12 protein-coding genes are annotated in these 12,430 nt (G+C 31.5%); 8 read left to right on the top strand and 4 right to left on the bottom strand.

Translation table 11 applies throughout. The annotated features are described in order from the left end of the window. Window positions 1–176: 176 nt before the first annotated feature. The 3 genes from KTC92_RS14760 to KTC92_RS14770 form a co-directional block, all read right to left on the bottom strand. A complete protein-coding gene (locus tag KTC92_RS14760) occupies window positions 177–986 on the bottom strand; it encodes an aminoglycoside phosphotransferase family protein (protein ID WP_220286348.1) in 810 nt (269 codons plus the stop codon). 184 nt (window positions 987–1,170) lie between these two features. After that, window positions 1,171–1,566, bottom strand: coding sequence for a DUF2178 domain-containing protein (locus tag KTC92_RS14765; RefSeq protein ID WP_220286349.1), 396 nt, complete (start codon window positions 1,564–1,566; stop codon window positions 1,171–1,173). Window positions 1,567–1,570: 4 nt separating this feature from the next. Next, a complete protein-coding gene (locus KTC92_RS14770) occupies window positions 1,571–1,768 on the bottom strand; it encodes a helix-turn-helix transcriptional regulator (protein ID WP_216303909.1) in 198 nt (65 codons plus the stop codon). Window positions 1,769–2,253: 485 nt separating this feature from the next. On the opposite strand from KTC92_RS14770, the gene KTC92_RS14775 reads away from it, so the two are divergent. Beyond that, window positions 2,254–2,523, top strand: coding sequence for a DUF1294 domain-containing protein (locus KTC92_RS14775; RefSeq protein WP_216303908.1), 270 nt, complete (start codon window positions 2,254–2,256; stop codon window positions 2,521–2,523). Window positions 2,524–3,222: 699 nt separating this feature from the next. Here KTC92_RS14775 and KTC92_RS14780 read toward each other — a convergent pair. Beyond that, entirely contained in the window at window positions 3,223–4,053 is an 831-nt protein-coding gene (locus KTC92_RS14780; protein WP_220286350.1) for a nitrilase-related carbon-nitrogen hydrolase, read from the bottom strand. A gap of 146 nt (window positions 4,054–4,199) precedes the next feature. Between KTC92_RS14780 and KTC92_RS14785 the strand changes: the two genes are divergently transcribed. The 7 genes from KTC92_RS14785 (at window position 4,200) to KTC92_RS14815 (ending at window position 12,425) form a co-directional block, all read left to right on the top strand. Then, complete coding sequence (locus KTC92_RS14785) at window positions 4,200–5,036, top strand: YihY/virulence factor BrkB family protein (RefSeq protein ID WP_165413785.1); 837 nt, start codon at window positions 4,200–4,202, stop codon at window positions 5,034–5,036. 326 nt (window positions 5,037–5,362) lie between these two features. Next, window positions 5,363–7,234 carry a nucleoside-diphosphate sugar epimerase/dehydratase gene (locus tag KTC92_RS14790; RefSeq protein ID WP_216303907.1) on the top strand — a complete coding sequence of 624 codons (1,872 nt, stop codon included), beginning with the start codon at window positions 5,363–5,365 and terminating at the stop codon, window positions 7,232–7,234. A gap of 40 nt (window positions 7,235–7,274) precedes the next feature. After that, on the top strand, window positions 7,275–7,859 hold the full coding sequence (locus tag KTC92_RS14795; RefSeq protein ID WP_216303906.1) for a sugar transferase: 585 nt from the start codon (window positions 7,275–7,277) through the stop codon (window positions 7,857–7,859). Window positions 7,860–7,925: 66 nt separating this feature from the next. Continuing rightward, window positions 7,926–8,840, top strand: a complete 915-nt coding sequence (locus KTC92_RS14800; RefSeq protein ID WP_220286351.1) for an NAD-dependent epimerase/dehydratase family protein — start codon at window positions 7,926–7,928, stop codon at window positions 8,838–8,840. A 41-nt stretch (window positions 8,841–8,881) separates the two neighbouring features. Continuing rightward, on the top strand, window positions 8,882–10,129 hold the full coding sequence (locus tag KTC92_RS14805; protein WP_220286352.1) for a glycosyltransferase family 4 protein: 1,248 nt from the start codon (window positions 8,882–8,884) through the stop codon (window positions 10,127–10,129). A gap of 87 nt (window positions 10,130–10,216) precedes the next feature. Continuing rightward, window positions 10,217–11,233: a polysaccharide biosynthesis protein gene (locus KTC92_RS14810; protein ID WP_216303903.1), complete on the top strand. Its 1,017-nt coding sequence runs from the start codon at window positions 10,217–10,219 to the stop codon at window positions 11,231–11,233. A gap of 82 nt (window positions 11,234–11,315) precedes the next feature. Next, on the top strand, window positions 11,316–12,425 hold the full coding sequence (locus KTC92_RS14815; protein ID WP_220286353.1) for a capsular polysaccharide biosynthesis protein CapF: 1,110 nt from the start codon (window positions 11,316–11,318) through the stop codon (window positions 12,423–12,425). Window positions 12,426–12,430 lie beyond the last annotated feature (5 nt).

The raw sequence follows: 12,430 nt of genomic DNA on the forward strand, positions 1-12,430 counted from the left end.
TCTATATTACTCCTATTGAGAAGAACCACACCATAAATAACATAGACCTTTTGTGTGGTATATTACTCAAAAATAAATACTTCTTCAATTCTTTTATTAAACACTTTTGATATTTTATAGGCAAGCATAATGGAAGTGTTATACTAAAGATCTAAACAAATCTAATTTTAAATAATTTAGATTTTTAACGTCTCCATTGTTTTGTCGATAAAATTTAATAGTGCCGTTTTTTCATCTTTTGGTAACCATTCAGTAAGTCGCGCTGCAGCAACAGGAAGTTCCCATTGTTCAATTTGTTCAATCTTAACTCCTGTTAGTTTTAGGTAATGGCTTATATATTCTAAATAAAACTTATTTCTAATAAAATTAATAATTTGTTTTTCAGGAAATGTTTTATTGGGAACAACACCAAACTTAAACATTATTGATGTCCTCGCAATATCGGTTAATGGATTCCCTTGAGTTGCAGTCATCCAATCGATGACTATTTCTCCGTCTTTTGTTATAAGTATATTATCTGGGTGGAAATCTCCATGACATAATATGTTATCATCTTTAAGTTTGTCAATATATTTATACAATCTCATTTTTATATCATCCGTTAATAACGCTGTATTTGATATATTATCCTTGAGCCTTGTTTTATAAGTAGATAGCTTAAAATTAACCTTTTGCTGAATTGATTTATGCAATTCTGCTAACCGTTGTGCTTCTTTTTTTACTTTCCAGGGGTTAGATGCTACTACTTTCATCATAGTTATTCCATTAATTCGCTCATATACGATACCACTTCTATTATCAACTTCTATAAGTTCATAAACTTTAGGTGTTGAATTCAATTGGTTATAAATGCCAATGCTAACTTCATATTCATTTTGGATCGCCGTTTTAGGTAAATCGATTCTAAAAAGTTTTAAAATTTTATCTTGTCCCCACTCGAATACTTCGGCTGTTCTTCCTTCTCCGATTAATTTTCCCTTTTCCATATATCTTCCCCCATTCGCTAAGTTGCCCTACTATACAATTACGCAACAATTTCAAGTCAATTATACCATTATGTACCATAATATATATCCGTTTTATTTGTTGGCGTGAGCTGTATAGGGGATGCCGATGTAACTCTTAATACAAAAAAAATGCCTGTAGGTTAAGAACATTTTGTTTCAATCATTAGTATTTGGATTTGCAAACTAAATAACTGATAAATTGTATTATAAGTGCACTACCCATAATTACCATGATTGCTGAATGAGAATCCATTTTAATTTTTTGTGTCTTAATTAAAATTTCAAATATAACCATAAAAACAAACAGCTTATCAAAACTCATGCTTTTAGATTTATCACTAACAAATTTTTTTCTTTCATCTTCATATCGTTCATTTGTGTTGCCTTTTGTCTTCCATAATAGATAAATAAGATAAATAAAAGATAGGCCGCCTAATAAAAATCCTGACCAATAGCCATTCTTTTTTGTTACAAGGTCAAAAATACCCATTCCTATAAAAAGAACTGACCATACTCCAGCACCTATAATTAGTGAATCACCTTGCTTCTGATTTTTCATTATTTTATTCCTCCTCAAAAATAAATACTTCCTCAATTTTTTTATTAAACACTTTTGATAGTTTATAAGCAAGCATAATGGACGGGTTATACTTACCCTTTTCTAAAGATATTATTGTCTGCCTTGAAGTTTCTAATAACTTTGCTAAATCCTCTTGTGTTAAATTACTTCCTTCTCTTAAACTCTTTATAAGATTTTTCATTCAAACACCTCTTTCACGTAAAGGTAACTTTACAATTTATTATACATCAACGAATTTCAAATATAAAGTTACCTTTACAAATTTTTTAAATTTAACAAATTTTTGTATTTATAAATATAGTCAAAAAAAATGAAAGTAACGTAATGGCTATTATTTGTGAATGAAAAAACATTTTGACGTACGTAAAAATGTACAGTACTATATAGATATATTTAACGACATTTCAGAAGGGAAGTCTCCCACTTCTATAAGTAGGAGTTACCTACCCTAACAAATAAAAAACTTCAGTGGGAGTATAAATATCCTTCTGAAGTCGTTAATGTAGCTTCTACGAAGCTGTTGCAGCTCCGCAGGAGATGATTTAACGACATTTCAGAAGGGAAGGCTCCCACTTCTATAAGTGGGAGTCCCTATATAGATATCAAGTAAAAAGGTGCTATAATAACGTTTTTTTACTAATAAACAATTAAAATGGAGGAAAAAACATGGAATTATTTTTATATTATATTTTGGCGATTAACTTATACGGTATTTTTGCCATGTATTCAGACAAGAGAAAGTCGCAAAAGGGGAAATGGAGAACTCCAGAGAACACCCTTTTCACTATAGCTTCTGCTTTTGGGGCTTTGGGTATTTTTATAGGAATGCGTTTATTTAGGCATAAAACTAAGCATAACAAGTTTGTAATAGGGATACCATTGATACTTGTAGTCCAATTGTTTGTATTTTTCAAATATATTTATAAAATGATATAATTCTTATAATTTTGCCTTGAAATGTTAGCGCTTTGAGGGTATAATAAAGGGAAATTATAGGAATGAATAAGGACCTTAAGAAGGCAATATGATTATTTCAAGATTGTGGATAACTATTCTGTAAAATTAAATAAATTATTATAAAAACTGTATTTGTTAGTATAATACGGTTTAAAAAGCATATACTATAAAAAGTTATCCTCTTTTAGTGGATAACTTTGTTTAAATTGTGGATAGATTGTCAATTATCTGGAAATAGTAAGCTTGAAATTTATTTTGTTATGGATATTAAGTCTCTATCATAATGATAGAAAACATTAAAGAGCACTACTTACTTTACGGTCTGATATTCACATTTTTACAAAAATTTACATGGTTCTATAAGTTTCATAATTTTGTCTTGAAATTTTACTATTTTGAGGTTATAATAGGTGACGTGCTACTTATATAATATAAAAAGTAGGCAATAACTTATAAAGAAACTTTGAATTTAAAAAGAAATTAAATGATAAATCAAATAAAACATTATGTTATAAGAGTTTGACAAGTAAAGTTCAAATTTGTGGATAACTAGTGTATAAAATTGAATAAATTTTCACGACACTGTATTTATTATCAAAATATAGCTTATTTAGCGTGCTAATAAACAAAGTTATCCCCCTTTAGGGGATAACTTTGTCTGAATTGTGGATAAGATTTTTAATTGCTTGAAAACAATTCACAATACAAACTTTCTTTTCTATCTGATTTAAGTCTAAATTTTTCTCTAATCTGAGTTACGTTCTCCTCAGAGATATCCGCTATAACTAAACCTTCATCCATATATAAGTTGCTTATTACATTGCCTAGTGGATCTACAATCATGGAGTCACCACTGTAGGTTAATCCATTTCCTTCACCTATTCGGTTTATACCTGCTATATAACACTGATTTTCTATGGCCCTTGCTTTGAGTAAGGTAATCCAGTGATCACGTCGATCTACAGGCCAGTTAGCTGCAATGGTTATTAAGGTAGCAGTCTTAGATGCTATCTGAAATATTTCTGGAAAACGTAAATCGTAGCAGATGAAAGGGACGATAGTAAAGTTAAAAGCATTGAAGTAGTTGATTTTATTTCCACTTTGGTAAAATTCAGTTTCGCATCCAAAGGAAAAAGGATGAATTTTAGTGTAAGTCACAAGAGTCTTGTCTTGGGGCACGTCTCGATGCATTACTCGTGGCACGCCTCCATGTACTACCGGAGGCGCCACTACAGAGTATTTGTTTTTACTATTTGTTCTTCCTTCTACATACCCAAAGCCTATGAAAATATTAAATTTAGAACTCATTTCCTTGAAAAATTCTACGGTTTCATTATTATCTTCTCCTATTAAAGAAGTGTTCACAGAAAAGCCTGTTAAAGTCATTTCAGGGAAAAAAATAATATCCACATTTTCAGTAGTTGCATGCTTTATAAATTGTATTGCGGTTTCTTTATTCTTAGTTTTATCTTCCCAAACAATATCCAATTGAGCTAGTGCTAATTTCATAGTATCGACTCCTTATTAATAATATCTTCATATAATACATATTATATCAGAGTAAGAATAAAATGCGGAAGCATTGAATTTCTCCTGCGTGTTTTGCAGTTGAACTGAAAACAGTATATAAATTGTAACGAAAAGGTGGTTACTTTATGTTAAATAATTTAAAACAACTTGTATGTAGAGTTATAGATGATGATATTACTGCATTGGCAGCTCAACTGGCTTATGATTTATTGTTGTCTTTTTTTCCTTTTTTATTGCTACTAATTAGCATGTTAAGTTATAGTAATCTAGAAAGTAAAGATGTGCTGATATATCTACATCAAATAATGCCCAAGAGTGCTTTTGATTTAATTTACACTACAGTTATAGAGGTGCTGGATTCAAGAAATGTGAATTTACTATCCATAAGTATAATAGGTATAATGTGGTCAGGATCTAGTGGTTTTAGAGCTATAATAAAGGGATTAAATAAAGCCTATGATGAGGAAGAGACAAGACCTTTTTGGAAAACCTTAGCTATATCTATATTATTTATGCTAGGGCTTGTAGTAGCTATTATTGTGGGAGTAGCCCTAGTAGTTTTTGGACAAATGATAGGTGGGGTTATTGCGACGCGTTTAAATTTATCTAGTAAGTTTATATTAGATTGGGATATTATAAGATACCTAGTATCTTTAGGTGGTATGTCAGTTACATTTGCAGCATTATATCATTATACTCCTTGTAGAAGATTAACATGGATAGAGGTAATACCTGGAGCTATTGTTAGTACTTTAGGGTGGTTAATATCTTCATTAGGTTTTGCGTATTATGTTAATAATTTTAACAACTATTCTGGTCTGTATGGTGGAATAGGAGCAGTAATAGTGCTTATGCTTTGGCTTTATATAATTTCCATAATAATACTACTAGGGGGAGAGGTTAATGCGTTGTTAGCCTTTGAGCGAGAAGGCAAACAAAAACCTAGGTGTAAAAAGTATTAACGACATTTCAGGTCCATAGGAGATAATTAGCTCCATGGGAGATAAGTAGCTCCATAGGAGATAATTTAACTAGAGTTATTATGTGAAATTGGCTAGTATTTAATGATATAATGATATAATGGATAGCATATAAGATCTAAAAAATAGCTTTGAATTGTGAAATTTCAAGTTTCATAAAATATTAACACTTATTTAAAGGTATTATGGTATACTTAATACTGCAGTGAAACTGAAAAAAGTGTATTAAATTGTAATTAATACATTTTTTGATAACGTTAGAAAAAACAATCATATTTTATTATATATAAAATAAAGAGGTGCATTATATGAAAACTCTAGGAAAATGGAAAAAACCAATATTAATACTAAGTGATGCAGTGCTAATAAACTTAGCATATATATTAGCTATCTTTTTCAGATATAATTATAAAAATTTCAAGTTCTATTCAAGTGACTTTAAAGAAATAGCGTTAATTGTGACAGTTATCTACATAGCTTGCTTTTTTGTCTTTAAGCTTTATGAAAGCCTTTGGACTTATGCAAGTATAGATGAATTTATGATGGTTATAGGTGCGTGTCTTACTGGGAACATTGCTACTACAATTTTCATTAGAATTATTGGACATAATTATGCCTATGGGGTAAGCATAGTATCTTGCGCTTTTAGCATTATTTTTATAGTTGGACTTAGGATGTCCTTTAGAATCTTTGATAGATTCGGAAACATTGTAAATTGTAATGTTAGTAAAGGTGCTCGAAAGAGAGTAATGATAGTTGGTGCTGGAGCAGCTGCAGCTATGGTTATAAAAGAAATGAAGAGCAGTAACCAAAGTAAATATGTACCGATAGCTGTAATTGATGATGAAGATTACAAAAAAGGAAACACTATTATGGGAGTGAAGGTTCTTGGAAGTAGAGAAGGCATACCTACTATAGCAAAAGATAAGGATATAGAAACCATACTTATAGCTATTCCTACCATAAAAGATGAAGATAAAAAACAAATACTCGAAATATGCAAAAAAACAAGCTGCAAGATAGAAATTATTCCAGGAATGTATGACATAATAGACGGGAAAGTTTCCTTAAGTCAAATTAGAAAAGTAGAGATTGAGGACTTACTGGGTCGTAAAGCAGTAGATCTTGATATGGAAGGCATTGCAAGTTTCATTCGCGATAAAACCATACTAGTAACAGGCGGCGGTGGATCTATTGGTTCTGAATTATGTCGTCAAATTATAAAATTTGAACCTAAGAAATTAATTATCTTTGATATATATGAAAATAATGCTTATGATCTTCAAATGGAACTTCAATATAAATATCCGAAATTAGATTTAATAGTATTAATAGGATCTGTTAGGGATAAACAAAGACTTGAGAATGTATTTGAAAAGTATTTACCCAATATAGTTTTCCATGCAGCGGCACATAAGCATGTTCCACTAATGGAAGAAAGCCCTATGGAAGCTATAAAAAACAATGTGTTTGGAACATTTAATATGGCAGAGTGCGCGAATAAATTTAATGTAGAAAAATTCGTGATGATATCCACAGATAAAGCGGTAAACCCAACCAATGTCATGGGTGCTACTAAGAGAATGTGTGAAATGATTATACAATCTATGGACAAAATAAGTAAAACACACTTTGTGGCGGTTAGATTTGGAAATGTATTAGGAAGTAACGGGTCCGTTATACCCCTATTTAAAAACCAAATAGCTCATGGTGGTCCAGTTACACTTACTAATAAATATATAACTAGGTTCTTTATGACAATACCCGAAGCAGCACAATTGGTACTTCAATCGGGAGCATACGCAAAAGGCGGAGAAATTTTTGTGCTTGATATGGGGCAACCTGTTAAGATATATGATTTAGCGTGGGATTTAATAAGGCTTTCAGGATTTGAGCCAAACAAAGACATTAAGATAGAAATCACGGGGCTTAGGCCGGGAGAAAAGCTTTATGAAGAACTATTAATGAGTGAAGAGGGACTTATTAATACTAAACATGAAAAGATTTTTATTGGTAAACCAACGTTTAGTGATTTGGATGTTATGAAAGATAGATTGGGGGAGCTTAATGCTATTATCGAGAAAGATGATGTAACATTATTACTCTCAAAAATAGAAGAAATAGTTCCGACATATAATAGAAGTACTGCGGAAAGTGAAGACACCAGTGTAGAAGAGTAATAAAAAAGTAGAGTAATTTTAAAAAAACAGGGGGCATAATATGGAGAGATTTCTGGATGTTATAATTAGTATACTTATAATAGTGTTGTTATCACCGCTATTTTTAATTATAGGAATAATCATAAAGCTTAATTCAAAAGGGCCAATATTTTTTACCCAGATGAGAATAGGCAAAAATAATGAATTATTCAAATTGTATAAGTTTAGGACAATGAAAATTGGAACTCCTAATGTAGCAACTGATAAACTTGATAATTCAAAAAATTATATAACGTGCATTGGTAAAATCCTAAGAAAAACTAGTATTGATGAACTTCCACAATTAATTAATACACTTATTGGGGATATGACTTTTGTGGGACCAAGACCTGCTTTATATAATCAGCTTGAGCTTAAGGAAATGAGAACAAAGGCAGGAGTTCATAAACTACTTCCAGGAGTTACTGGATGGGCTCAAATTAATGGACGAGATGAGAATGATGATTCTGAAAAAACAGCACATGACGTATATTATTTAAACAATAAATCATTATCACTTAATGTGAAAATATTATTTAAAACGGTATCCAAAGTTTTAAAAGCAGAGGGTGTCCGCGATGATGGGCAAAAAAAAAGTAGAGCTTAAGACTATTAGCGATACTGGTAAGCTGAGACATATGAAGCTTTCTGCTAAGAAGGAGATGATGTTGAGATGAAAAAAATACTTATAACAGGATCTAATAGCTATATTGGTACATCCATTGAGAAATACCTAGAGAAATATTCTGATGAATATTCTACAGACACATTGGATATGAAGGACGATTCATGGAAAGAAAAAGATTTTACGCAGTATGATGTAATCTTTCACGTTGCAGGTATAGCGCACGTCTCATCAGACCCTAAAATGGAAGAGTTATATTATAAAGTCAATCGTGATCTTACCGTAGAGACTGCTAAGAAAGCAAAGAAAGCTGGCGTTAAGCAGTTTATTTTTATGAGTAGCATTATTGTTTATGGTGATAGCAGCAATGTTAACGGGGAAAGAATCATAGATAAAAACACTGCTCTAATTTCCAGTAATTTTTATGGAGACAGTAAAATTCAAGCAGAAAAAGGAATAAAACCTTTAGAGAGTGATGATTTTAAAATTGTTATTCTTAGACCACCTATGATTTATGGGAAAGGGTCTAAAGGGAATTATCCGAAATTAGCAAAACTTGCTCAGAAGCTGCCTGTTTTCCCTGACATTGACAATAAGCGAAGTATGCTTCATATAGATAATTTGTGTGAGTTTATTAGATTGATGATTGTAAATGAAGAGAGCGGACTATTCTTTCCACAAAATAGTGAGTACGTTAAGACTTCAGAGATGGTGAAGCTTATTGCAGAATCTCATGGCACGCGAATTAGGTTAACTAAAATATTCAACCCCTTATTACGTCTTATGGGTTTAAAAGTCCAAACATTTAGTAAGGTATTTGGCAGTTTGGTTTATGAGAAGAGCATGTCTGATTATAAAGAGGATTATAGAATTAGAGATTTGAAATCATCGATCATTGTAACAGAAACGGTTACCACAACAGAATCGGTTGCTACAACAGAAACGGTTGATACAAAAAAATAAGTTGTGGAAAAATAGAAATACTAAAGAAGGGGGATAATGAGATGAAAAAACACATTTTAGTTATAGCGCAATATTTTTACCCTGAACAATTTCGTATAAATGATATTTGTACAGAATGGGTTAAAAGGGGATATAAAGTAACAGTTATAACTGGAATACCTAATTATCCCAAAGGTGAATATTATGAGGGGTATGGACTGTTTAAGAAGCGAAAAGAAATGTATAATGGTATTGAGATAATTAGGATACCACTAATACCTAGAGGGAAGAGCTCAGTAATGCTTGCTTTAAACTATTTGTCCTTTGTTGTATCCGGATTCTTTTGGAAGATGTTCACAAAAATAAAAGCTGATTATGTATTTATATTTGAGGTATCACCCATGACACAAGCTTTACCTGGTGTATGGTATGCTAAAAAAAGAAAGATACCATGTTACTTGTATGTTCAAGATCTTTGGCCTGAAAATGTTGAAATAATTACAGGTATAACTAACAAAAGGATAATTGGCGCTATAGGCAAGATGGTTGACCATATATATTCCGGCTGTACTCATATTTTCACTACATCAAATAGTTTTGTTAAATCAATACACAATCGTGGCGTTGCACTAGATAAGATAGAGTACTGGCCACAATATGCAGAAGATTTCTATGTGCCTCTTGAGAAAGCGTGCATTGAAGAAATTCCAAATGATGATGCGTTTAATATAACTTTTGCCGGTAATATTGGTAATGCACAAGGGTTAGATATATTGCCCAAAGCTGCAACATTTATAAAAGAGAAAAATATAAATAAAAAAATCCGGTTTAACATTATCGGAGATGGTCGATATAAAGAAGAATTAATGCAACTTGTACATAAAGGTGAGTTGGAAGACATGTTTAACTTTATTCCAAAACAACCTGGAACCCGGATTCCAAAGTTTATGGCAGCAAGTGACGTCGCTTTCTTGTGCTTAACAGGTAGCCCACTGTTTTCAATGACTATTCCGGCTAAACTACAGTCATACATGGCTTGTGGTATACCAATTATTGCATCAGCCGACGGTGAGACTGATAAAATAATCAAAGAATCAAATTCAGGTGTTTGTGGCCCAGCTGGAGATGCGCAGATACTCTCAGATATGATAATAGAGCTCGCTAATGAATCACCAGAACTTTTAATAAAGCTCGGAGCAAATGCAAGAAATTACTATGATAATAATTTTAACAAGCAAGAATTGTTAAATAGGATAGATAAATATTTTGTAAAAAATTTAGTAGTGGAACAATTAAACAATAATATTTAAATAACAATTAAAAAATAACTTGTTAAACAAGTAAATAATAACTAGCTTAACAAGTAAATAATAATTTGAAATTGGAGGAGATATACCATGTTTAAAGGTAAAACATTATTAATTACAGGAGGAACAGGTTCTTTTGGGAACGCTGTAATGAAAAGATTTCTTGATACAGATATAGCAGAAATTCGTATATTCTCAAGGGACGAAAAGAAACAAGATGATATGAGAAAATTATATAAAAATGATAAAATTAAATTCTACATAGGTGATGTACGGGACATAGCCTCTGTAAAAAATGCTATGCATGGAGTAGATTATATATTCCACGCAGCTGCTTTAAAACAAGTTCCATCTTGTGAGTTTTTTCCTCTTGAAGCGGTAAAAACTAATGTAATAGGAACAGATAATGTGCTTACAGCAGCAATTGAGTATGGAGTCAAAAAAGTAATATGTCTTTCCACTGACAAAGCAGCATATCCAATAAATGCTATGGGTATTTCAAAAGCTATGATGGAAAAAGTATTTGTGGCTAAAGCTAGAACAGTATCTCCGGATAGGACACTTATTTGTGGTACTAGATATGGAAATGTTATGGCATCAAGAGGATCAGTAATTCCACTATTTATTGAACAGATAAAGAATGGAGAATGTTTAACTGTAACAGATCCTAATATGACTAGGTTCCTTATGAGCCTCGATGAGGCTGTGGAACTTGTAATATTTGCATTCAAAAATGCCAAGGCAGGCGACATAATGGTTCAAAAATCTGATTCATCAACAATACGAGATTTAGCACAAGCAGTGGGTGAATTATTCAATTCGAAAAATGAAGTTAAAATTATAGGTACTCGTCATGGAGAAAAGCTATACGAAACACTTCTTACAAAAGAAGAGTTTGTAGTTGCTCAGGACATGGGGGGATTTTTCAGAGTTCCAGCAGATAAAAGAGATCTTAACTACGATAAATATTTTGTTGAAGGCGATATAAAACTATCCACAGAGCAAGAATATAACTCTCAAAACACTGGAATTCTTAATGTAGAGCAGATAAAAGAAAAGTTACTTAAACTTGATTATATACAAGAAGAATTAAAAACCAATTCTTAAATTAGTGAAGTCCACAATATTAGGTATTAATACTTAGTATTGTGGAATTGTTTAAATAAAACAGACGAAATGTGAGGTAAATATGAAAATACTTGTTACTGGCGCAAAAGGATTTGTAGGAAAAAACATTATAGCAGAACTTAAAAATAAAGGTTATACAGATATATTTGAATATGATTTAGGAACTGAAGAATCACTTCTTGAAAAATACACTAAAGAATGTGAATTTGTTTTTCATCTTGCTGGAGTTAATCGCCCAAAAGATGAAAGTGAATTTATGGAAGGTAATTTTGGATTTACATCAGTGCTTCTTGACCTTCTTAAAAAAAATAATAATAAAGCACCGGTGCTTATAACATCTTCTGTGCAAGCAGAAAAAGAAAATCCTTATGGCATCAGCAAAAAGGCAGGCGAAGATTTATTATTTGCTTACAATAAAGAAACTGGGGCAAAGGTACTGGTTTATAGATTGCCAAATTTATTTGGTAAATGGAGTAGACCTAATTATAATACTGTAGTAGCTACCTTCTGTCATAATATTGCAAGAGGCATAGAAATACAGATATCAAATTCAGATGCTGATTTAGATTTATGTTATATAGATGATGTATTAGATGAATTTATTAGAGCATTAGAAAACATGGAAAGCAAAAAAGACGAATATTGTTATGTACCTATTGTGCATAATATTAAACTAGGGGACCTTGCGCAAAAGATAAGAAGCTTTAAGGAAAGCAGATCTGACTTAAGTGTGCCAAATATGGGTGATGAACTTACTAAAAAGCTTTATAGTACTTACTTAAGCTTTTTACCAGAAGATAAATTTTCTTATGACTTAAAAATGAATAAAGATAACAGAGGATCTTTTACGGAATTTATTAGAACAGCTGAAAATGGACAAGTTTCGGTAAATGTATCCAAACCTGGAATAACAAAAGGTGATCATTGGCACCATACTAAAAACGAAAAGTTTATGGTGGTTAGTGGTGAAGGAGTTATTAGATTTAGAAAGATAGGAACAGATAAAATAATTGAATATAAAGTTAATGCAGATAAACTAGAAGTAGTAGATATTCCTACAGGATACACTCACTCTATTGTAAATATTGGTGAGAACGATTTAGTGACAATAATGTGGGTTAATGAATGCTTTGATCCAAAAAAACCAGACACATTTCACTTGGAGGTATAGAACTT

The organism is Clostridium sp. CM027 (genome assembly GCF_024730565.1).
Lineage (GTDB): Bacteria > Bacillota > Clostridia > Clostridiales > Clostridiaceae > Clostridium_AD > Clostridium_AD estertheticum_B.